Source organism: Noviherbaspirillum saxi, from assembly GCF_003591035.1.
GTDB classification, from domain to species: domain Bacteria; phylum Pseudomonadota; class Gammaproteobacteria; order Burkholderiales; family Burkholderiaceae_D; genus Noviherbaspirillum; species Noviherbaspirillum saxi.
This window is the reverse complement of record NZ_QYUO01000001.1, coordinates 1,675,527-1,696,651: the sequence shown is the minus strand read 5'-3', so window position 1 is coordinate 1,696,651 and position 21,125 is coordinate 1,675,527. Positions and strand designations below refer to the sequence as shown.

The following is a 21,125-nucleotide window of genomic DNA, read 5'->3' as shown; positions in this document are numbered from 1 at the left end:
TTTCTTCAGCTGTCCCGTTTTTTCACGAAATGGAAACGCTGGCCGTATATACGGCTCGGCTCGGGGCGGTCGCATTTTATGGAATCACGGCCACGTCCGGCGCAGGCTTCTTGACGCGGAACCAGGCTGCATACAAGGCCGGCAGAAACAATAGCGTCAATGCCGTGGCGATAATCAAGCCTCCCATGATTGCAATCGCCATCGGCCCCCAGAATACCGAACGCGAAAGCGGGATCATTGCTAGCACCGCTGCAGCAGCAGTAAGGATGATGGGCCGGAAGCGGCGTACGGCTGATTCGACGATCGCGTTCCATGGAGCGACGCCTTCCGCGATATCGTGCTCGATCTGGTCGATCAGGATCACAGAGTTACGAATAATCATGCCGAACAATGCAATCACGCCGAGCTGCGCAACGAAGCCGAAAGGCCGCTGCAATAGCAACAACGCCATCGCAGCACCCGCCACACCCAGCGGCCCGGTCAGAAACACCAACAGCGCACGCGAGAAACTATGCAACTGCAACATCAGCAGCGTGAAGATAATGAAAATGACCAATGGCACATTGGCTGCGATCGATTGCTGTGCCTTGCCGCTATCCGCGGCTGCCCCGGCGAGTTCGATCCGATAACCGGCCGGCAGCATGGCACGCAAATGATCGAGCTGCGGGCTGATCTGGCTGGATACCGTCGGGCCCTGAATGCCGTCGGCCACATCCGACTGCACCGTAATTGCCCATTCGCGGCCTTCGCGCCAAACCACCCCCGGCTCCCACACGAAGCGGGGACGTGCAACCTGCGCCAAGGGGATGGGTCGACCGCTCGGCGTTTGCAGGCTTGCTTCGTTCAAGGCCGTGATGGTCGAACGCTCTTCGACAGGCTGGCGAACCACGATATCGATCAGCTTGTTCTCTTCGCGATACTGGCCGATGGTCGTCCCGGTCAGGATCGTATTCGCGGCACGCATGACGGTCTGCGAGCTGATGCCGAGCGCACGCAGTTTATCCTGGTCGAGATCGAGGCGAAGCACCTTGACCGATTCGTTCCAGTTGTCGTTCACGCCCACCGCATTGGGATTGGCGCGCATGACATCCTTGACCTGATCGGCAATCGCGCGCACCTTGTCCACCTCATATCCGGTTACGCGAAATTGCACCGGATATGGCACCGGAGGACCATTCGGTAGCAACTTGACGCGACCGCGTACACCCGGGAAATCGTTCTTGAATGCATCGACGATTTTCAGGCGCAGCGCTTCCCGTGCCTTCAGATCCTTTGCCAGCACAACAACCTGCGTTACGTTTGTCTGCGGAAAAATCTGATCCAGCGGCAAGTAGAAGCGCGGGCTGCCGGTGCCGACATAGCTGGTCACATTTTCGACGCCGTCGTGCTTGCGGATAAAGCTTTCAAATTTCTTTGCCTGCGCCTCCGTAGCACGGAATGCCGCACCTTCGGGCATCCACATTTCAACCATCAATTCAGGCCGGCTGGAATCCGGAAAAAATTGCTGTTCGATGAAACGGAAGCCGACAATGCCGAGCATGAACACGCCGAGCGTCAGGACGATGGTCGTCTTGCGCCATTCGACGCACCAATGCACCACGCGTCGGAAACGCGTGTAGAACGGGCTATCGAACAATTCGTGATGGCCGTCTGCATTGGTGGACGGTTTCACCTTGAGCAGTATGTAGCCGATGTAAGGCGTGAACAGGACTGCGACGAACCATGAAATGATCAGGGCCAGCGCGTTTACGGAAAACATCGAGAAGGTGTATTCACCCGCCGCGGATTTGGCCAGGCCGATCGGAAGAAAGCCGGCTGCGGTAATCAGCGTACCGGTCAGCATCGGCATCGCGGTCGAGGTGTAGGCAAAGGTCGCCGCGTCGAATCGGGAAAACCCCTCTTCCATTTTCCTGACCATCATTTCGACGGCGATAATGGCATCGTCCACCAGCAGACCCAGCGCAATGATGAGCGCGCCAAGCGAAATCTTGTGCAGGTCGATGCTGAATATCCGCATGAACAGAAAGGTCACTGCCAGCACCAGCGGGATGGTCAATGCGACAACCAGGCCCGGTCGCACATCGAGCCGCAAAGGTTTGGTATGCAGGCCGAGCGCAATAAAACTAACGGCCAGCACGATCAGGACGGCTTCAGCCAGTGTGCGCAGGAATTCGCTGACCGAAGATGCGACTGCCTTCGGCTGGTCCGATACGCGTTCGAGTTCGATGCCCACCGGCAGCTTGTCTTTGAGCTGAGAAACCGTCGCTTCAAGATTCTTGCCAAGCGCGATGATGTCGCCGCCCTTCTCCATCGAGATGCCCAGACCGATGACTTCCTTGCCGTTAAAGCGCATCTTGTCTTGCGGCGGGTCCTTGTATTCGCGTTTGACAGTCGCAAAGTCGCCGAGGCGGAATGTCGTGCCGTTTGCACGCAATTCCAGCATCTCCAGGTCTTTGGGCGACTTCATGGCGCCGCTGACGCGTACCTGCAGGTTGTCGGTCGGCGTCACCAGCACGCCGGAGGCCTCGACCACGTTCTGCGCATTGAGTTGACTGACGATGGCGTCGAACGGGATGCCTAATTGCGCAAACTTCTTGTGCGAAAACTCGATGTTGATCTTTTCATCCTGCACGCCGAAGAGTTCGACCTTCGACACCGAAGGGACTTGCAGGAATTGCTGACGGACGAAATCCGCATAATCCTTGACTTCCGCATAGTTGAAGCCGTCACCGGAAATCGCAAAGATGGACCCGTAGGTATCGCCGAATTCGTCATTGAAGAATGGCCCGAGCACTCCGGCAGGCAAGGTATTGCGGATATCGCCGATCTTTTTTCTTACCTGGTACCACGCGCCGGGCACATCCTTGGGCGGCGTGGACTCGCGCAATTGCAGGATGATGAGAGTTTCGCCGGGCTTGGAATAACTCCGTATCTTGTCGATATACGGCGTCTCCTGAAGCTTCTTTTCAAGTTTGTCCGTTACCTGTTCCGCCATCTGCAGCGACGTAGCGCCCGGCCAGATTGCGCGTACCACCATCGCGCGGAAGGTGAACGGCGGATCCTCATCCTGCCCGAGATTGCTGTAACTCAAAATCCCGCCTATAAGCAAGGCGACGATCAGATAACGCGTCAGTGGAATGTGCTCAAGCGCCCAGCGGGAAAGATTGAAACCGCCTTTCATTTGGCGACTCCGCCGTTAGCGTGGCCTGCGCCATTACCGGTGGCGGAAGCAGGATTGGTGTTCGGCTTTTCCGCCAGTGCGAGGTCGTCACCGAGTATTTTCACTTTTTGCCCCGGCTGGAGCAGGTTGACGCCCGCCGTGACAATGGTTTGTCCAGGAGCGACGCCTCCTGCCACCAGGATCTCATTGCCGATGTTTCCGGCAACTTGTACAGGCACCAGCTTGACCGTGCCATTTTCTACCACCCACACTGCGGTGGCGGATTTGTCCTGGTGCAGCGCCGTGAGCGGCAGTTTGATGCCGGCGTTCGCACTTTTTTCGGCGAATGCGACATAAGCGGTCATGCCGAGTTTTACACCGACGGCATCGCTCGGAATGGATACCTTGGCCGTATAGGTTCGTGTGCTTGGATCGGCCACCGGCGAAATTTCGCGTACTTTACCGGGAATGATCTGATCGGGCCGCGCCCATACCCGCACCCTTACGTCGTTCACCTTCCTTAGGGTATCGACCTTGTCTTCAGGAATGCCGATGGCAATTTCCTTTTCGCCCATTTGCGCTACGCGGACGACCGGCGCCCCTGCTGCGACTACCTGGCCGGTTTCGGCATCAATACCAGTGACGACGCCATCCACGTCAGCGATCAGCGATGTATAGCCTGCCTGATTGGATTGATTCCGATACCCGGCGAGCGCCTGGTCATAACTGGCCTGCGCTGCCTTGAAGGCGGTTTCCTTGCTGTCAAGTACCGCCTGGCTGACGAAATTCTTTTCGCGCAAGTCTTGATAACGCTTGAGTTCTGCCTTTGCCAGATCCCGGTTGCTTTCCGCTGCTTTCATACCGGCATTGGCCTGTGCCTGGGCAAGTTTCAAATCCTGGGGATCGAGCTGCATCAATACCTGTCCGCGCTTGACGGTGCTGCCGATATCGACCTTGCGGGAAATGATTTTTCCACCCACCCGGAAACCGAGCCGCGATTCGTAGCGGGCTCGGACATCGCCGGAAAACTCCGCGATCATGTCCATGTTATCGGCTGCCACGCGCATTGCGCGTACCGGACGAACCTCTTCGACTTTTTCGACCGGCTTGGAACAACTTGCAAGCAATACAAGCGCGGTGCATGTTCCGGCAGCCAAACGGCCAAAGCGGCTGAAAGTGACTCTTGCTGAATTCAGTTGGAGATCATTTGTCAAAGCGGCCACGATTTTTCCTTTAGTATTCGGGCTATTACTGAACGGCTTTCGATACTTCGAATCTTTCAATATATTACTGACCGGGTAGTTAGTAATTATAAGCAGATCGATTGTCGTTGCATATGACTTTTTAGTCATTTAGAGACTCATGTCTATTGATCACTACGAAAATTTCCCTGTAGCCTCGGTATTGCTACCTCGCCGTTTACGCCCCGCTGTGCAGGCAATCTATGCTTTCGCACGAAGCGCCGACGATATTGCCGACGAGGGTGAAGCGTCAGCCGAGGAGAGATTGTGCGGCCTTGCTATCTACGAAGACGCGCTGACCGGGATCGAAAACCAGCGGACCGATCTGGCGCCGCTATTTCTTTCTCTGGCTGCCGTTATCCGTGACTATCGCCTGCCGATCCAGCCGTTCCGCGATCTGCTTTCGGCATTCAGGCAGGATGTTGTTACCGATCATTATGAGAGTTTTGGCGCCCTGCTGGACTACTGCCGTCGTTCCGCCAATCCGGTCGGATGCCTGATGCTGGAACTATACGGTGCCGCCACAAGCGCCAACCTGCGCGACTCCGACGCCATTTGCTCGTCACTTCAATTGATCAATTTCTGGCAGGACGTCGCGATCGACTGGAACAAGGCCCGCATTTATTTGCCTTTGGAAGATTTGCGCCGTTTTGGCGTGGATGAGACACATATCGCAAATGCGCAGGTAGATGATGCCTGGCGCGCATTGATGCGCTTCGAAGTCGATCGCGCGCGCACCATGATGCTGGCCGGCGCCCCGCTTGCATTGCGGCTGCCGGGTCGCATCGGCTGGGAACTGAGGCTCGTCGTCCAGGGAGGCCTGCGGATTCTCGAACGAATCGAGCTCAACGGCTACGATGTATTCCGCCACCGGCCGAAGCTTGGACCGTCCGACTGGCTGGTGATGCTCTGGCGGGCGAGTCGGATGAAATTCAGTTTGTCGCGCATGGCGCATGTCGGCTAGCATAGCGGCTTCCGACTACCCTAGACCCGGTTTTTCATGTCGCCCGACGAATACTGCCAACAAAAAGCCGTACAAAGCGGCTCCAGTTTTTATTACAGCTTCCTGTTTCTTCCTGCCGAACGGCGCCGCGCCATTACCGCGCTGTACGCGTTCTGTCGCGAAGTGGACGATACCGTCGATGAGTGTACGGACGTGACGATTGCACGCAACAAGCTTGTATGGTGGCGTCGCGAAATCCAGTCCATGCTGGATGACAAGCCGACCCATCCGGTTACCAAGGCGCTGCAACCGCATATGGCGCCGTATGCACTCGACGGCAAGCATTTGCAAGCCATCATCGATGGCATGGAGATGGACCTCAACCAGACCCGTTATCTGGACTATGCCGGCCTGAAGCAATATTGCTGGCATGTCGCAAGCGTGGTCGGCATCCTGTCGGCCAGCATCTTCGGCGTGACGCGTCCGGAAACCCTGCAGTACGCGGAAAAGCTTGGACTTGCATTTCAACTGACCAATATCATCAGGGACGTTGGCGAGGATGCGCGCAAGGGGCGCGTCTACCTGCCTGTCAGCGAACTTCAGCAATTCAACGTCACCGCCGCCGACATCCTGAACGCGCGGCACAGCGAAAACTTCGAGAAACTGATGCGTTTCCAGGCTGATCGTGCGCAGGCCATGTATGACGAAGCCTTTGCACTGCTTCCAGCCGCAGACCGCCGCGCCCAGCGTCCGGGACTGATGATGGCAGCGATATACCGTGCACTGCTCAATGAGATAGAACGCGACGGCTTCCATGTCTTGCAGCAGAAAATTTCCCTCACGCCGATTCGCAAGCTTTGGTTGGCGTGGAAAACCTATATCCGCGGCTGATGCGTAAGGTCGCGGTCATTGGCGGCGGCTGGGCGGGCTGTGCCGCCGCCGTTGAACTGGCAGGCAGGGGAAGCGCCGTCACGCTGTATGAATCCGCCCGTAGCCCCGGGGGCCGTGCGCGAGCGGTCTCGATCAACGGCGTCAGTCTCGACAATGGGCAGCACATCCTTCTCGGCGCCTACAGCGAAAGCCTGCGTTTGCTGCGCGTGGTAGGGGTACGTACCGAAGATGCCCTGCTGCGTCTTCCTCTGCAAATGCGCTATCCCAACGGAAGCGGAATGGATTTCGTGACGCCGCGTCTGCCTGCCCCGCTGCATATGTTGGCGGGCCTGATTCGCGCCAAAGGCCTGGACCGAGACGACAAGCTGGCGCTTGCGCGTTTTTCGACAACGGCGCGCTGGATGGATTGGCGTCTGAACGTCGATTGCAGCGTCGATGAACTGCTCCGCCGGTTCGATCAGACCGAGACACTGATCCGGTTAATGTGGCAGCCTTTATGCATTGCGGCGCTGAACACGCCGCCGGAACGGGCTTCCGCCCAGGTATTTCTCAACGTATTGCGTGACAGCCTGGGAGCGCGCCGTGCCGCGTCCGACATGCTGATTCCCCGGGTTGATCTCGGAACTCTTTTTCCCAAGCGCGCTGTTGAATTTATCGAGCGACACGGAGCGCGCGTCGCTTACGGCACGACGGTATCGGCTTTGCAAGCGAACGGGTCGTGCTGGAAGGTCTGTCATCAGGACGGCGGCGAGGAATTTGATGCGATTGTCGTGGCAACCTCGGCGCATCAGGCAGCACGTTTATTGTCGTCGCTGATGGATACCTCACTGCTTGACTCCCTGGAACATGAGCCGATCACGACATGCTATCTGCAGTATGGCGCGGCATTATCGCTGGAGCATCCATTCTTTGCGCTGGCAGATGACGAGCGGTCCCGCTGCTGGGGTCAGTTCGTTTTCGATCGCGGGCAGCTCGACCCGACTCAGGCCGGCCTCCTCGCCGTGGTAATCAGCGCATCGTCGGCCGCAATCGCCGAGAGAAATGATGCACTGGCACGCGATGTGACCGCGCAGCTTGCGACGGTCTTTGGCAAGCAGGAACTGATGTCTCCGAAGTGGGTCAAGGTCATTTCAGAAAAACGCGCCACGTTTTCCTGCAGACCGGGGCTGACGCGCCCGCTGAACGACACCGGCATACGCGGTCTCGTACTGGCCGGAGACTACACCGCAGGCGACTATCCTGCCACGCTGGAGGCCGCCATACGCAGCGGAGTACAGGCAGCAGCTTTTTTGCGCCAGTAAACGCATCCTCGGCAGCAAACCTTAAGCTTCGTCGCGCACCCGGTTGAGGGCTTCGTCAATGCGTTCGACCGCAATGACTTTCAAGCCTTCGATAGCATGCTTAGGCGCATTGGCTTTCGGGATCAAGGCAATCGAAAATCCCAGCTTTGCCGCCTCGCGCAGCCGCTCCTGGCCACGCGGCGCGGGACGGATTTCGCCGGCCAGGCCGACTTCGCCAAATACAACAAGACCGCGCGGCAAGGGCTTGTTGCGCATCGATGAATGAATCGCCAGCAGCACGGCCAGGTCGGCCGCCGGTTCGGTAATCTTGACGCCGCCCACCGCATTGATGAACACGTCCTGATCGAATGCGGCGATGGCGGCATGGCGATGCAGGACTGCAAGCAACATGGCGAGGCGGTTCTGCTCAAGGCCGACGGAAAGGCGTCGTGCATTAGGCACATGCGAGGTGTCGACCAGAGCCTGGATTTCCACCAGCAAGGGACGCGTTCCTTCCTGGGTCACCATCACGCAGGAGCCCGGCACTTGATTGTCGTGCTGCGAAAGGAACAGCGCGGAAGGATTGGACACGCCTTTCAGGCCCTTCTCGGTCATCGCGAACACGCCGAGCTCATTGACCGCGCCAAAGCGATTTTTGAATGCCCGTACCAGCCGGAAACTCGAGTGCGTATCGCCTTCGAAATACAGCACCGTATCCACGATATGCTCCAGCACGCGCGGTCCTGCCAGCGCGCCTTCCTTGGTCACATGCCCCACCATGATGATAGTGATGCCGGACTGCTTGGCGACCCGCGTCAATTGCGCGGCGCATTCACGTACCTGGGCGACCGATCCCGGCGCCGATGTCAGTGCGTCGGAATAGATGGTCTGGATCGAATCGATGACGGCAACCTGGGGCTTGTGCTCGGCCAGCGTATTGAGAATTTTCTCCAACTGGATTTCGGCCTGCAATTGCAGGTCTTTGGCATCGACGGCAAGACGCTTGGCGCGCAAGGCGATTTGCGCGCCGGACTCTTCGCCGCTCACATACAAGGTCTTTTTTATCTTTGACATATTGGCAAGCGCCTGCAGCAGCAGGGTCGATTTGCCGATGCCGGGATCGCCGCCGATCAGGACCACCCCGCCCGCCACCAGGCCGCCGCCCAGCACGCGATCGAATTCGTCGATGCCGGTCCCGAAACGCGGCACGTCGATGGCTTCGATATCCGCAAGACTGAGTACGGGCGAGGTTTGCGCAAGTCCTTGATGCTGCCCCGAAAACCGGTTACCCGCCGTTTCCACCACGGTCTCGACCAGGGTGTTCCATTGACCGCATGCCGGACATTGCCCGGCCCACTTGCTGGTCACACCGCCGCATTCGGTACAGGTGTAGTTGGTTTTTTGTTTAGCCATGTCAGTCTGCTGGTAGTCTATTCTTCTTCGATAACGGCTACGCGCGGCGCGACCGCACACATCAATTCATAACCGATCGTGCCAGCCGCGTTTGCCACTTCATCGATAGGCAAATTCCGGCCCCATAATTCAACCTTGCTGCCAACCCGGGCGCCGGGCACATCGGTCAGGTCGACGTTGAGCATATCCATTGATACGCGTCCGACAATGCGAGTTCGCTTTCCGTCGACAATAACGGGTGTGCCGGCCGGCGCATGACGCGGATAGCCGTCGGCATAGCCGCAGGCGACCACGCCGACGGTCATGGTTTTTTCGGCAACGAATCGGCTGCCGTAGCCAATCGGGTCTCCGGGCTCTATTCGTTGGATGCCTATAATTTGACTGGCAAGCGTCATCGCCGGTTGCAAGCCGAATTCGGCGGCACTCTGGCCGCCTGGCGTCGCCCCGTACAGCATGATGCCCGGCCTGACCCAGTCAGCCGCAACCTCAGGATGGTTCAGCACGGCGGCTGAATTGGCAAGACTGCGCTCTCCATCCAGGCCGTCGGTAACATTCTTGAATCGTTTTACCTGTTCGGCAAGCGGCATGCATGCATTCTGGCTATCGTCTGCATTGGCAAAATGCGTCATCAGCGTAATGCCGCGGACGATCGGCATGGTCCGTAGCCGCTCATAGGCGGCGCGAAATGCATGGGGGGCGAACCCCAGCCGGTTCATGCCGGTGTTCATTTTCAAATGAACATGGACAGACGAGGACAAAGACGCGTGCCCAAGCATGTCGATCTGTTCATCCGTGTGAATGGCAAACTGTATGTCGCGCGCCGCGAGTTCCGGCAAGTCGGACTCATCAAAAAACCCCTCCAGCAATAGAACCGGCTTGTTCCATCCAAGTTCGCGCAATCGCAGTGCAGCATCGATTTCGATCAAACCGAGGCCATCAGCCTCCGCGAATGCGCGCATGCCTCGCTCCAGCCCGTGTCCGTAGGCGTTCGCCTTGACTATTCCCCATATCTTTGCGTGGGGCGCGGATTGTCTGGCGACGCGTAGGTTGTGTCGCAAAGCTGAGGAATGAATGGTGGCGACTAAGGGTCTAGGCATGGGATGTCAAATGGAAGGGGCTGTGCTCTATTGCGCTGCTCCATTTTACCGGACGAGGCTTTGACGCCCGTCATCAATTCAGCTTCGGGCACATATTTTCATGGTATAAAGCAAGCCGGAGACAGTCCAGAAACACGGGTACACCTCAATATGCGGATGAATCGCGGTTTTTACACCATCATGGCGGCGCAGTTTTTTTCATCGCTTGCCGACAATGCTCTCCTTATCGCAGCTATTGCACTGCTTACAACCATGAAGGCTCCGGCGTGGATGACGCCGCTCCTGAAGTTGTTTTTCGTGCTGTCGTATGTTCTGCTCGCCGCTTTCGTCGGCGCATTCGCGGACTCCCTGCCGAAGGGCCGGGTGATGTTTGTCACCAACCTGATCAAGATAGCGGGTTGCGGGTTGATGTTTTTCAACGTCCACCCACTGTTTGCCTACGCAGTGGTCGGCTTCGGTGCGGCGGCCTATTCGCCTGCGAAGTACGGCATCCTGACGGAATTGCTGCCGCCTGAAAAACTGGTCGCGGCGAATGGCTGGATCGAGGGATTGACCGTGATTTCCATTATCCTTGGAACGGTCATGGGCGGTGCGCTCGTCAATACACACATTTCAAGTGCCTTGCTTGCATTCGATTTCCCCATATTGAATACGCAAATCGATACCGCAGCCGAAGCTGCCTTGTCGGTCATCATGGTCACCTATGTTGCGGCCGCCTTGTTCAATCTGAAGATTCCCGATACAGGCGCCCGCTACCCGCACCAGGAACGCAATCCGATCAAACTGATCGCTGATTTTGCCGTCTGTTTCACTACGCTATGGAGAGACAAGCTCGGCCAGATTTCGCTGGCCGTGACCACCTTGTTCTGGGGCGCCGGCGCGACCTTGCAGTTCATTGTTCTCAAGTGGGCGGAAAAATCTCTGCACATGCCGCTCGATAAAGCGGCAATTCTGCAGGGCGTGTTTGCAGTCGGTGTCGCTGCCGGCGCCGCAGCCGCCGCACGCTTCGTGCCGCTCAAGCGCTCTCTGAGCGTCATGCCGCTTGGCGTGATCATGGGCGTGATCGTGATCGGCATGACCCTGGTCGATACGGTGTGGCTTGCCTATCCGCTATTGATCCTGGTCGGAGCCCTGTCAGGCTACTTTGTGGTGCCGATGAATGCCTTGCTCCAGCACCGCGGCCACGTGCTGCTGAGCGCAGGTCACTCGATCGCTGTACAAAATTTCAATGAAAACCTGTCGGTGCTGACGATGCTGATGCTGTATGCGCTGATGGTGAAACTTAACCTGGACATCAATATTGTGATTGTCCTCTTCGGGCTGTTTGTGTCCGGCACCATGCTGCTTGCCATGCGCAAGCACGCGGCAAACCAGCGCGAACATGATTCGCTGTCACTGATCGGCGAACACAAGCATTGAACTGAGCCGACGCTGTCAGCTAACTTTAGCAATGCGTATTGCCGCCCGACGCTGCCAGTCGTCGGGCACGATAAAACCGCGATCGATTTCGAGCAGCACGTCGCCACACGGCTGCAACAAAGCCACCAGCACCGGCGACGTATTGCCGGCAAAATGGGTTTCCAGCATCAGACGGAGCTCCGCATAATCGACAGCATCCTCATGCCGCGTTTTTGCGGGCGCCAGCCAGTCGAGACGCGGCAGCACGACATAGCGCTCGGACTTTAGCCCTGCTGTCTCTTCAAGCGGGCACCAGAAGCCCCGGCAATGCGCAAGTGAGATACCCTCCGGCAGTGCCGCCAGCGGCGTTTGTCCGTGATAAAAAAGCCATCCCTTGACCAAGGCCTGCGCACGCGCGATCGGTTCCGGCAGATGCGCTTGCGCAGCGGGATGCTGCGATAAGGTCAATTGCTGATCCATGATCTTGCGCACTTTCGCACCCAGGGTATCGGCGAGATTCGGCCCGACAAAATAATCGGCCCTGTGTCCACGGCCGCTGGACTCAAGCAGATATAACTTGGTCGCAAATTCCCAATGCACCAGGTCTTCTCCCTGACGCAGCAGAAAATCGAACTCGCCTATCGTTGCATTCTTGCCCATGCGCACCTGCACACCATGGGCGACCAGATCATTGCGCGACTCCAGGAAGTAAGCCATCAGCTTTTCCGCATAGCGACCGAGCCGTGTGAAAGCTTGCACCCCCAGATAGGCATGCAAGGCTTGCGGACTGCTGTCGAGTTGCGCCAGCCATTCGGCTGTGCGCTGGTCGACCGGGCCCAGGCTGGCTACGCGTCCGCTCCATTCCGGCGCCGTTGCATCGAGCAGGTCCGGCGCATCGAGCAGCCAGGCAAGCGTGCGTACATGCCGGTCAGTCAGGTGGTTCCAGCGTTGATGGAACTGTTCCTGATGGCTGGGATGCAGGAAAGATTGCGGCTCAGTCGAGGCCGGCATACGTTGTCATGGCAAGACTCAGATCTTCCCAGGCTTTTCTCTTGTCGATCATATTGCGCAACAGGTAGGCCGGGTGATAGGTCACGATCAGGGGCCGATCCGCATATCGGTGCACTTTGCCGCGCAACCGCGACACGGGCGTATCTGGGTCCAATGCCAGCAGCGACAATGCAGCGGTCTTGCCCAGCGCGACCAGCACGCTGGGCTGAATCAGCGCAATCTGACGCTCCAGATAAGGCAGGCAGGCAGCAGTTTCTGCAGCCGTCGGCGGACGGTCTTTTCCATTCGCATCGGTAGGCCGGCATTTCACGATATTGGCGATATAGGCATTTTCTCCTCGACGCAAGCCCACGGCGCGCAGCATGTTGTCCAGCAGCTTGCCGGCCTGACCGACGAAAGGTTCACCCTGCAGGTCTTCATTGCGGCCCGGGCCTTCGCCTATAAAGAGCCATTTTGCCTTTTCGTCGCCCACGCCGAATACCGTGTTGGTGCGCCCCTGGCAAAGCCCGCATTTGACGCAACCGGCAACGCTGGTCTTGAGTTCGACCCAGTCCATGTGAGCGACCTCGCGCGCCGGCGGTGCCTGTGGCGTCACCTTGGTTTGCAATTCCAGCGTCGCTGTCTCTTCAGGCCATGCTTCCATTACCGGTGCAAATGCCTTCGTGACTTCTACTGCCGGCTCGGCGGTATCCGGTTGCAAGGCGGTTTCAGCTGCAGTTTCAGGTGCATTGCGGCGGGACCATAGCGGACCAATGCCCATTTCATCGATAAACGCCGCGCGGCGTCGTACATTCGCCGTCATAAGGGAAACCTCATTACGATTGCATCTTCTCGCGTGCCATCCGCTGCCGGGTAATAGCCTTTGCGCCGGCCGATCTCGACGAACCCGTATCGCTGGTACACCGCAAGCGCACGCTGGTTCGACGGGCGCACTTCCAATAGTATCGATTGCATCGCCTTTTCGCGTGCCCGCTCGACCACCTTGTCCAGCTGCATGCGTCCCACGCCTCGGCCATGCAGGTCGCGCCGCACGCTGATATTGAGCAGGTGCGCTTCATCGACCATAGGCATCATCAGAAAATATCCTGCGAGTTGGCCGGACTCCTCGCGCAGGGTCCAGGTATCGTAACCGTTGTATAGCGAATCCAGAAAGTTGCCTCGCGTCCACGGATGAGGATAGACATCGTTTTCGATGGCAAGCACATCCGGCATATCCGCTACTTGCATCGGTGCAAAACGCAGGGTAGACAGGTCCGGCGATGTTGCTGTTACACGATATACGGCGCTCATGCGGCCGTCCGGGCACTGCGCTCGGCCGTGGTCAGGGCTACCTTGTTGCGCAGGTAGACCGGCTGGGCATCGCGCGCATGGACGGCGCGCCCTGCCGCCAGTTCATGTTGCGCCAATGCCACCACTTGTGTGGCGTGCGGCATGATATTCATGCATGCGTCTGCTGCGAACGGCAGGGCGGAAAACACTGCCGCATAGGCCGTGAGACCATTGCCACAGGCAACAACATTGCCTGTGGCAACGACCGCCGACGCAGGCGACAGGCCGGGTTCGACTACGGTGACCCATCCGTTGTCGAAGTGGTATTGAGCCCAATAAACTTCTTCCATCCGTGCATCCAGAACCGCCAATACATCAGAGGCGCCGCAGGCATCACGGCATGCCTGCGCCATCGCTTGCAGCGTAATTACCGGCACGACCGGCAGATCGGCGCCGAAAGCCAGTCCCTGTGCGACGCCGCATGCGGTCCGGACACCGGTAAACGAACCCGGCCCCGCCCCGAACGCGATTGCATCGCAGCGGGATAAAGGAAGGCCGGCTTCAGACAGAATGGCCTGCACCATAGGCAGGACCGATTGCGAATGGGTTTGCACCCCGGCGGTATCCCTTGCGATCACGCGACCTTGATGCGACAAGGCGACGGAAGCAAGCTCGGATGATGTTTCAATGGCGAGAATGGTACGCATGCCCTATTTTACCGCGCCGCGAAGGCTAAAGATGGCGACATTCGTGTCGTTAATGAGTGCAATCGAGGAGGAAAATTTTATGGATGTCTCTAGTATCGCCAGTCTTGCCACAACAATGGCGACAACCTCCACCAAGGAAGCGGTCAGCGTGGCCGTTCTCAGAAAAGCAATGGATATCCAGTCCAGCAACGCCGCGACCTTGCTGGCCGCATTGCCCCCGGTCCAGGGGCCGAATCTGCCGCCCCATCTTGGCCAAAACATCAATACCACTGCCTGAAGCCCTTGCCCGGGCATTCGCAGCGGCAAGCGGGACGCGCGTCCTTCCCTTACAATAAGGGCCGACTTCGATCTGTTTTCGCTTCCATGTCCTGGACCGGCTTCATATTAGACAATCACAATCGCGCCCAACTGGCTCAATGGCTGGATCAGGATGACTGGGTGATTGTTTGCCTTTGCGCCGCCTGGTGCGATACCTGCCAGTCCTACCGCGCCAGTTTTGAAAAACTCGCGGCGCGGCATCCTGACAAACGCTTTGCCTGGATCGATATCGAAGACCAGTCCGATTTCATCGGCGATATCGACGTGGAAAATTTTCCAACACTGCTCATGCAGCATGGAGATACTGTCGCATTTTTCGGGACTGTGCTGCCGGACCTCAAACTGGCCGACCGGCTGATCCATGCCCAGGCTGAAAAAACGACGGCCGAATTGCAGTCGGAATCGCAAGCATCCTCGGAACGGTCCGAGTGGCAGCGCATATGCAATCTGCGCGTGCTGCTGCAACAAGCGGCAGCCTGATCAGGCAAGCCTCAGCGGCAGGCTGCGCAAGCGCTTTCCGGTCAACTTGAAAACCGCATTCGCCACTGCCGGTGCGATTGGCGGGGTACCCGGCTCTCCCACGCCTTCAGGCGGCTCTGCGCTTTTGACGATGATGGTCTCCACCTCGGGTGTTTGATCCATGCGCAATACCGGATAATCGTGAAAATTCTGTTGCTGCACCTTGCCGTCCTTGATCGTCACTTCGCCGAACAGGGCAGCGCTCAAGCCGAATACGATGCCGGATTCCATTTGCTGGGCGATGATGTTCGGGTTGACCGCAACGCCGCAGTCGATGGCACAAGTCACCCGATGCACTCTGATTTCCTTGCCCTCGACTGATACTTCTGCAACTTGTGCGACGATGGACCCGAACGAGTGATGCAATGCGACGCCATGCGCGCGACCGGCCGTCAGTTTGCCAGCCTTTGCGACCGCAGCATCCAGCACTGCCGCGTGACGCGGATGCCGTTGCAACAGACTTAGTCGGAATTCGACCGGGTCCTTGCCTGTCTCATGCGCCAGTTCGTCGATGAAGCTTTCCTTGAAAAACGCATTATGCGAATGGCCCACCGAGCGCCAGTATCCGATCGGTACCGGGGTCGGCACGGTTACATGGGCAATGCTTTGATGCGCAAATTCATAAGGCATATCGAATGCGCCTTCGGCAGTCGTCTTGTCCGGCCCCGCGCCGATCAGGCCGAAGGTGCGCGCCAGAACCTGATGGGTAATCGCTCCCGATGCCAGTTTGTTGTCATAGGCTACGACCTTGCCGTCACCATCGAGTGCTGCTGAAAAACGGGCGAGCGCGGCCGGGCGATACACATCGTGCGTGGTATCGTCCTCGCGGCTCCAGATCACCTGCACCGGTGCGCCTGCCGTCTGCATGGCAATCCTGACTGCCTGCGCAATCATGTCGACCTCAAGCCGGCGGCCGAATCCGCCGCCGATATAGGTGACATGGAGCGTCACGTTTGCCGTATCGATCTGCGCCACGGTGGCCGCAGTACTAACGGCAATGCTCGGCACCTGGGTTGGCGCCCACAGTACCAGCTTGCCATCCTTGAACTGTGCGGTGCAGTTCATCGGCTCCATCGTCGCATGCGCGAGGAATGGCGCTTTGTATTCGGCGGTGATCCGCTTCACGACACGTGCCGCGTCGGGTGTGCCGACCTGGTGATACATGAATCCCGATTCACCGTCGATGCGTCGTGCCAATTCCTCGAACACCGCTTCCGTAGTCAGTTTGGCGTTGGGCCCGTCATTCCATGTAATCGGCAGTGCAGCGGCCGCCTGCTTCGCCTGCCAATAGCTCCTGGCGACGACTGCCAATCCGGCCATACCGGAAAAAGCGCCGGTAAAGTCGACGACGGACAGCACGCCCGGCATGGATTTCACCGCATCCTTATCCACGTTTTGAATGGTGCCGCCTATCGCGGGCGCCATTCTTACCGCGGCATACAGCAAACCCGCAGGTCGCGCATCGAGACCGAATACAGCCTGGCCGTTGACCTTTTCCATGGAGTCGCGCCGGGGCGCCGAGGTGCCGATCAGCTTGAATTCGTTCGGGTGCTTAAGGCGCAGCTGGGTAGGCGCGCTATCGACTGCCTTTGCCGCAAGTTGCGAGTACAAGGCTTTCCTGCCGCTGGAATGAATGACGGCACCATTTTCGGTATGACATTCGCTCGCCGGGACGCCCCACTGCTTTGCCGCTGCGCTCATCAGCATGGCGCGCGCAGCGGCACCTGCTTCGCGCATCGGTATCCACATATCCTTGACCGACGACGATCCGCCAGTGATCATCAAGCCGAGTTCACGTGCGGCCTTGCCTGTGAGCCAGCGTGCGGTTTCCTTCAGGGTGCCGGCCCCATCGGGATGAAACGGCAGACCGTCCGTCAGTACCGCCATGTTGCCGAAAATCTTGTCGATCGGCGCCTGCTCGATCCTCACCATCGCGAGCGGAACATCGAGTTCTTCCGCTGCCAGCATCGGCAATGCGGTGAATACACCCTGCCCCATTTCGCATTGAGGCATTGCCAAGGTCACTCTGCCGTCCTGCGCAATCCGTATCCAGCCATTGAGCATGACTTCCCCCTCTTTCGCCGGCAAGGGGTTCGCCATATGCAAACGCTGGCGCGGCGGCATAAAGCCCCATCCAACGATCAACGCGCCGGTGATCCCCAGGCCGCCGAGAATGAAACGGCGGCGCGATCTCTTTTTTGGTTCGGTAGCACCCATGTCTCTTCCATATTTTGTTTTGCTGCCTTTGTGGCATGCTACGCCAATTGCCGGGCGCCGGTAGCACCGGGTTCTTGAGCATATCCTCTATAAAAATACGCCAATGACACAGAACTTTTTTCAATCTTTCATCATTCTTTTGCTGGTTACCGATCCATTTGGCAATGTCCCTCTTTTTGCAAGTGCATTGGCGAATGTGCCGCCCGAGCGGCGCGGCCGGGTGATCGTGCGGGAATGCGCGATCGCCTTCCTGCTTCTGCTGCTGTTCATGTTCTTTGGCCGGCATTTCCTGAGTGCGCTGCAACTGAGCGATATTGCATTGCGTATCGGCGGCGGCGTGATCCTGTTTCTGATCGCCTTGCGCATGGTATTCCCGCAGCCGGGTGGCGTTTTCGGCGATGGCGATGAATCGGGCGAGCCCTTCATCGTGCCACTGGCCATTCCCGCCCTCGCCGGCCCGTCGGCCTTGGTGACGGTATTGCTGTTCTCCTCACAGGGAACAACGGAAACCATGCTGCACGTCGCAGTCCTGTCGGCGGTGGCGATGGTATGGCTGGTGGTGCTGCTTGGAGCAGAAAGAATGCAGCGTGCGCTCGGGCCGCGCGTGATGACGGCGTTCGAGCGCCTGATGGGCTTGATCCTGACCGCAATGGCGGTAGAAATGTTGTTGGCGGGAATTCGTGCTTATGTGAAGTCGCTGTAACGAGGCCATCAGCTGCCGCAGGCGATTGACGCTCACCTGCGGCGATGGATGCATGCTGAATCGAAGAGAGTGGAAACTATAGATTCAGTCGCAACCAGTTGGCAAACTCTTGTTCACTGCACTGCCCTTCGGCCAGGCGGGTCGCGATGTGTTCCCATGCATCACGTGGCGCAGTCACGCTCCAACCGTTCCGGGCAAGGAACAGTTCCATGGCGAGCCTCGCGGCACGCGCATTATCGTTTGCGAACGGCACCTGTTCGAGCATGCCAGTGGCATAGGCGACAGCGATGCTTGCCACATCGGCCGAACCTGTTGTCGCGACACGAAGCGGATGCAGCAGCGCAGCTTCGAGCCGGTTGCGGTCGTATTCGGGAGTTGTATTGCTTTCGCCTGCATGCATGGTGACTACAGCGTCGGCATCAATTGACTGCAGATTCATTCCTCCCTTTCGTGCGTTCCGGATTGTTACAGCGTCTTGTAAAAGTAAAACACGGTAAGCATGAAGCCGATCGTAATGATGAAGCGGCGTAGCCACACTGCCGGGATCTTGCGTGCAATGCTTGCGCCCCAATAGCCGCCCAAGGTCGCCGTGGCGAGCATGATGAGAGTGTAAGGCCAGCTGACAGCGCCCGCGATGACAAAGGTCAGCACAGTAACGCTATAGATGATGGCCGACAGCAGATTCTTGATCGCGTTGATTTCATGAACATCGTCGTGTCCCGCCATCGCCAGGCTTGCGAGCATCAGGATACCCATGCCGGCACCGAAGAAGCCGCCATACACCGAAACGACCATCTGCCCGGCAAGTGCTGTTGGGCTGTTGTTCGGCTTGCCTGCATCGGCGCCGCGCAGCCATGCGGATATCTTTCCAGAAAACGCAAACAGCACGGTGGCGAACAATAGCAGCCAGGGGATAAGCCTGGAAAAAGTGGCATCCTGCGTTGCCAGCAACAACAGGCTGCCGCCAATTCCCCCGATGAAGGACACGATTCCCATTGGAATCAGGTAGCGTTTATAGCGTGCGAGTTCCCTGCGGTAAGCCCAGGCACCGGAAAGACTGGCTGGCCACAACGCGACGGAATTGCTGGCATTCGCTGCAACCGGCGGTACACCGGCGGCAAGCAGTGCGGGAAAAGAGAAAAAGGTTCCTCCGCCGGCGACCGAGTTCATCGCACCTGCGCAAAAGGCGGCAATGCCAACCAAGGCAATTTGCCAGGCACTCATTTCGGTTCACCAATATGTTTTTTTACAAATTGCAGCAATGAAGTCATGTCGGACCCGGTGGCATCCGGTGTCACTCCCAATTCCTCCAGAGGCGCATTGGCGCGATTGACCCAGAAGGTGGTGTAACCGAACCAGCTTGCCCCGCAGGCGTCCCAGCAATTGCTGGAGACGAAGAGAATATTTCTTGCCGATAGACCGAAGACGTCGGGCGCCAGTTGGTATGCTTCCGGCGCAGTCTTGAATTTTTTTACCGTGTCGACCGACAGTATGTGGTGAAAAATGCTGCGCATGCCGGCCGCTTCGACAGCGGAATCCAGCATCTGCGGATTGCCATTGGACAGGATAGCAAGCTTCAATCCCATATCTTTCAACTTGCGCAGCACGCCAAGATTTTCCGGGAAAGATTGTAGCTTTGCATACTGACCCATCAGGCTGTTCTGCGCATCCAAAGTCAGATCGAGCCCAAGTTTTCGGCATGAAAAGACAAGGGCATCCTGCGTAACTTCCCAAAACGGTTTGTAAGTCGAGCACATGGTTCGCAGCCGCGTATATTCAATCTGCTTGTCGCGCCACAATTCTGCCAGTTGTGCTCCGTTACCGGGAAACAGCCGTTCGGCAAGCGCGCCGATGGAATACACATCGAAAAGTGTCCCGTACGCATCAAAAGCAATGGCTTGTATGGTCATGGTTAAACGCCTTGTAATGGACTTTGAGTATATTCAATATAAATACTCATAAGCTAAACGAAAAATCACTTTATTATTGCGTTTTAGTATTAGGCACTACGGTTGATGCATGGATCAATTCAAACAGATTTCCACTTTTGTTGACGTGGCGGCAAAAGGCAGTCTTTCCGCAGCTGCGCGAGCCGAAGGCATTGCACCTGCCATGATAGGCCGGAGACTGGATGCGCTTGAAGAAAGGCTGGGCGTCAAACTGCTGCAGAGAAGCACGCGCAAGATCGCACTGACCAATGAGGGCATTGCCTTTCTGGAGGATTGCCAAAAGATCCTGGCCGATCTGGAAAATGCAGAGTCGGCCGTATCGGAACGTAGCGCGCGCGCGAGCGGACATTTGCTGATCTCGGCGCCGGCGGGATTTGGTCGTCAGCATGTCGCACCGCTGATTCCCTCTTTTTTAGCGGAGCATCGCGATGTTGCCGTAACGCTGAACCTCAATGACCGGGTGGTAGATCTGATAGGCGAAGGGATCGATGTCGCGATCCGTATTGCCGCCCTGTCGGATTCAAGCCTGATCGGCGTCAAGCTGGCGGACAATAAACGTGTGGTGGTCGCCTCGCCCGCTTATCTGAAACGCCATGGTGCGCCGGCATCGCTGGACGATCTTGCTCGGCATAACTGCCTGGCCATGAGCAGCGAGGGCAGTCAGCGTGGCTGGACTTTTCGCCAGAACGGCAAGAACGTTACCTTGAAAGTGACTGGCAACATGGTGTGCAACGATGGGGCAGTCCTGCATGAATGGGCATTGTCAGGTAAAGGGCTTGCGTGGCGCTCGATGTGGGAAGTCGGCGCTGCGATCGAGTCGGGCACATTAGTAACTGTCCTGGATGAGTTTGCCGCGCCTGGCAATGACATCTATGCAGTGTTTGCCCAACGGCGCCATCTGCCCTTGCGGATCCGTGCCTTTGTCGATTTTCTGCGGCATGCATATGCGCAATCCGATTACTGGCGCAAAGGATAGAAACAGAAACTGGCTTGAACAGCCTGCGAAGGA

Annotated in this window: 20 protein-coding genes; 8 read left to right on the top strand and 12 right to left on the bottom strand. The window is 57.7% G+C overall.

Going from position 1 to position 21,125, the window contains the following annotated elements; all coding sequences use genetic code 11:
• Window positions 1–76: 76 nt before the first annotated feature.
• Both D3871_RS07995 and D3871_RS07990 read right to left on the bottom strand, forming a co-directional pair.
• Window positions 77–3,181, bottom strand: coding sequence for an efflux RND transporter permease subunit (locus D3871_RS07995; protein WP_119768404.1), 3,105 nt, complete (start codon window positions 3,179–3,181; stop codon window positions 77–79).
• A complete protein-coding gene (locus tag D3871_RS07990; RefSeq protein WP_233575554.1) occupies window positions 3,178–4,383 on the bottom strand; it encodes an efflux RND transporter periplasmic adaptor subunit in 1,206 nt (401 codons plus the stop codon). Before D3871_RS07990 ends, D3871_RS07995 begins: the two co-directional genes overlap by 4 nt.
• 139 nt (window positions 4,384–4,522) lie before the next feature.
• Here D3871_RS07990 and hpnC point away from each other — a divergent pair, with 139 nt between their 5' ends.
• The 3 genes from hpnC to hpnE are packed head-to-tail and all read left to right on the top strand — an operon-like array spanning window position 4,523 to window position 7,536.
• Window positions 4,523–5,365, top strand: a complete 843-nt coding sequence (hpnC, locus tag D3871_RS07985; RefSeq protein WP_119768402.1) for a squalene synthase HpnC — start codon at window positions 4,523–4,525, stop codon at window positions 5,363–5,365.
• Window positions 5,366–5,401: 36 nt separating this feature from the next.
• Window positions 5,402–6,235 (top strand): presqualene diphosphate synthase HpnD, encoded by an 834-nt coding sequence (gene hpnD, locus D3871_RS07980; RefSeq protein ID WP_119768401.1) that lies wholly within the window; start codon window positions 5,402–5,404, stop codon window positions 6,233–6,235.
• A complete protein-coding gene (gene hpnE / locus D3871_RS07975) occupies window positions 6,235–7,536 on the top strand; it encodes a hydroxysqualene dehydroxylase HpnE (RefSeq protein WP_119768400.1) in 1,302 nt (433 codons plus the stop codon). Before hpnD ends, hpnE begins: the two co-directional genes overlap by 1 nt.
• A gap of 21 nt (window positions 7,537–7,557) precedes the next feature.
• Here the strand turns inward: hpnE and radA are convergent, their stop codons facing one another.
• Entirely contained in the window at window positions 7,558–8,928 is a 1,371-nt protein-coding gene (gene radA / locus D3871_RS07970; RefSeq protein ID WP_119768399.1) for a DNA repair protein RadA, read from the bottom strand.
• Window positions 8,929–8,945: 17 nt separating this feature from the next.
• Window positions 8,946–10,025, bottom strand: a complete 1,080-nt coding sequence (gene alr / locus D3871_RS07965) for an alanine racemase (RefSeq protein ID WP_119768398.1) — start codon at window positions 10,023–10,025, stop codon at window positions 8,946–8,948.
• Between the two features lie 156 nt (window positions 10,026–10,181).
• On the opposite strand from alr, the gene lplT reads away from it, so the two are divergent.
• Complete coding sequence (lplT, locus tag D3871_RS07960; protein WP_119768397.1) at window positions 10,182–11,444, top strand: lysophospholipid transporter LplT; 1,263 nt, start codon at window positions 10,182–10,184, stop codon at window positions 11,442–11,444.
• A gap of 15 nt (window positions 11,445–11,459) precedes the next feature.
• Here the strand turns inward: lplT and D3871_RS07955 are convergent, their stop codons facing one another.
• From D3871_RS07955 to tsaB, 4 genes are read right to left on the bottom strand one after another with little or no spacing between them, the layout of a single operon-like run.
• Window positions 11,460–12,434, bottom strand: coding sequence for a DUF1853 family protein (locus D3871_RS07955; RefSeq protein ID WP_119768396.1), 975 nt, complete (start codon window positions 12,432–12,434; stop codon window positions 11,460–11,462).
• Window positions 12,418–13,236 carry a uracil-DNA glycosylase gene (locus D3871_RS07950; RefSeq protein WP_119768395.1) on the bottom strand — a complete coding sequence of 273 codons (819 nt, stop codon included), beginning with the start codon at window positions 13,234–13,236 and terminating at the stop codon, window positions 12,418–12,420. The genes D3871_RS07955 and D3871_RS07950 overlap by 17 nt, the downstream gene beginning before the upstream one ends.
• Window positions 13,233–13,724, bottom strand: coding sequence for a ribosomal protein S18-alanine N-acetyltransferase (gene rimI, locus D3871_RS07945; protein ID WP_233575553.1), 492 nt, complete (start codon window positions 13,722–13,724; stop codon window positions 13,233–13,235). The genes D3871_RS07950 and rimI overlap by 4 nt, the downstream gene beginning before the upstream one ends.
• A complete protein-coding gene (gene tsaB / locus D3871_RS07940; RefSeq protein ID WP_119768394.1) occupies window positions 13,721–14,410 on the bottom strand; it encodes a tRNA (adenosine(37)-N6)-threonylcarbamoyltransferase complex dimerization subunit type 1 TsaB in 690 nt (229 codons plus the stop codon). The genes rimI and tsaB overlap by 4 nt, the downstream gene beginning before the upstream one ends.
• A 79-nt stretch (window positions 14,411–14,489) precedes the next feature.
• On the opposite strand from tsaB, the gene D3871_RS07935 reads away from it, so the two are divergent.
• Together D3871_RS07935 and D3871_RS07930 are read left to right on the top strand one after the other, a co-directional pair.
• A complete protein-coding gene (locus tag D3871_RS07935) occupies window positions 14,490–14,687 on the top strand; it encodes a YjfB family protein (protein ID WP_119769969.1) in 198 nt (65 codons plus the stop codon).
• Between the two features lie 86 nt (window positions 14,688–14,773).
• Window positions 14,774–15,208 carry a thioredoxin family protein gene (locus D3871_RS07930; protein ID WP_119768393.1) on the top strand — a complete coding sequence of 145 codons (435 nt, stop codon included), beginning with the start codon at window positions 14,774–14,776 and terminating at the stop codon, window positions 15,206–15,208.
• Here D3871_RS07930 and D3871_RS07925 read toward each other — a convergent pair whose 3' ends face one another.
• Entirely contained in the window at window positions 15,209–17,464 is a 2,256-nt protein-coding gene (locus D3871_RS07925; protein ID WP_119768392.1) for a xanthine dehydrogenase family protein molybdopterin-binding subunit, read from the bottom strand.
• 103 nt (window positions 17,465–17,567) lie between these two features.
• Here D3871_RS07925 and D3871_RS07920 point away from each other — a divergent pair, with 103 nt between their 5' ends.
• A complete protein-coding gene (locus D3871_RS07920; protein ID WP_119768391.1) occupies window positions 17,568–18,167 on the top strand; it encodes a MarC family protein in 600 nt (199 codons plus the stop codon).
• Window positions 18,168–18,243: 76 nt separating this feature from the next.
• Here the strand turns inward: D3871_RS07920 and D3871_RS07915 are convergent, their stop codons facing one another.
• From D3871_RS07915 to D3871_RS07905, 3 genes are read right to left on the bottom strand one after another with little or no spacing between them, the layout of a single operon-like run.
• Window positions 18,244–18,606 (bottom strand): hypothetical protein, encoded by a 363-nt coding sequence (locus tag D3871_RS07915; protein WP_119768390.1) that lies wholly within the window; start codon window positions 18,604–18,606, stop codon window positions 18,244–18,246.
• A 26-nt stretch (window positions 18,607–18,632) separates the two neighbouring features.
• A complete protein-coding gene (locus tag D3871_RS07910; protein WP_119768389.1) occupies window positions 18,633–19,391 on the bottom strand; it encodes a sulfite exporter TauE/SafE family protein in 759 nt (252 codons plus the stop codon).
• A complete protein-coding gene (locus D3871_RS07905) occupies window positions 19,388–20,077 on the bottom strand; it encodes a haloacid dehalogenase type II (protein WP_119768388.1) in 690 nt (229 codons plus the stop codon). The genes D3871_RS07910 and D3871_RS07905 overlap by 4 nt, the downstream gene beginning before the upstream one ends.
• A 109-nt stretch (window positions 20,078–20,186) precedes the next feature.
• Here D3871_RS07905 and D3871_RS07900 point away from each other — a divergent pair, with 109 nt between their 5' ends.
• Window positions 20,187–21,092, top strand: coding sequence for a LysR family transcriptional regulator (locus tag D3871_RS07900; RefSeq protein WP_119768387.1), 906 nt, complete (start codon window positions 20,187–20,189; stop codon window positions 21,090–21,092).
• Window positions 21,093–21,125 lie beyond the last annotated feature (33 nt).

Bases quoted from the DNA above. Each gene is read 5' to 3' on its own strand.
- D3871_RS07995 (WP_119768404.1), bottom strand. From the start codon at position 3,181: ATGAAAGGCGGTTTCAATCTTTCCCGCTGGGCGCTTGAGCACATTCCA.
- hpnC (WP_119768402.1), top strand. From the start codon at position 4,523: ATGTCTATTGATCACTACGAAAATTTCCCTGTAGCCTCGGTATTGCTA.
- hpnD (WP_119768401.1), top strand. From the start codon at position 5,402: ATGTCGCCCGACGAATACTGCCAACAAAAAGCCGTACAAAGCGGCTCC.
- hpnE (WP_119768400.1), top strand. From the start codon at position 6,235: ATGCGTAAGGTCGCGGTCATTGGCGGCGGCTGGGCGGGCTGTGCCGCC.
- radA (WP_119768399.1), bottom strand. From the start codon at position 8,928: ATGGCTAAACAAAAAACCAACTACACCTGTACCGAATGCGGCGGTGTG.
- alr (WP_119768398.1), bottom strand. From the start codon at position 10,025: ATGCCTAGACCCTTAGTCGCCACCATTCATTCCTCAGCTTTGCGACAC.
- lplT (WP_119768397.1), top strand. From the start codon at position 10,182: ATGAATCGCGGTTTTTACACCATCATGGCGGCGCAGTTTTTTTCATCG.
- D3871_RS07955 (WP_119768396.1), bottom strand. From the start codon at position 12,434: ATGCCGGCCTCGACTGAGCCGCAATCTTTCCTGCATCCCAGCCATCAG.
- D3871_RS07950 (WP_119768395.1), bottom strand. From the start codon at position 13,236: ATGACGGCGAATGTACGACGCCGCGCGGCGTTTATCGATGAAATGGGC.
- rimI (WP_233575553.1), bottom strand. From the start codon at position 13,724: ATGAGCGCCGTATATCGTGTAACAGCAACATCGCCGGACCTGTCTACC.
- tsaB (WP_119768394.1), bottom strand. From the start codon at position 14,410: ATGCGTACCATTCTCGCCATTGAAACATCATCCGAGCTTGCTTCCGTC.
- D3871_RS07935 (WP_119769969.1), top strand. From the start codon at position 14,490: ATGGATGTCTCTAGTATCGCCAGTCTTGCCACAACAATGGCGACAACC.
- D3871_RS07930 (WP_119768393.1), top strand. From the start codon at position 14,774: ATGTCCTGGACCGGCTTCATATTAGACAATCACAATCGCGCCCAACTG.
- D3871_RS07925 (WP_119768392.1), bottom strand. From the start codon at position 17,464: ATGGGTGCTACCGAACCAAAAAAGAGATCGCGCCGCCGTTTCATTCTC.
- D3871_RS07920 (WP_119768391.1), top strand. From the start codon at position 17,568: ATGACACAGAACTTTTTTCAATCTTTCATCATTCTTTTGCTGGTTACC.
- D3871_RS07915 (WP_119768390.1), bottom strand. From the start codon at position 18,606: ATGAATCTGCAGTCAATTGATGCCGACGCTGTAGTCACCATGCATGCA.
- D3871_RS07910 (WP_119768389.1), bottom strand. From the start codon at position 19,391: ATGAGTGCCTGGCAAATTGCCTTGGTTGGCATTGCCGCCTTTTGCGCA.
- D3871_RS07905 (WP_119768388.1), bottom strand. From the start codon at position 20,077: ATGACCATACAAGCCATTGCTTTTGATGCGTACGGGACACTTTTCGAT.
- D3871_RS07900 (WP_119768387.1), top strand. From the start codon at position 20,187: ATGGATCAATTCAAACAGATTTCCACTTTTGTTGACGTGGCGGCAAAA.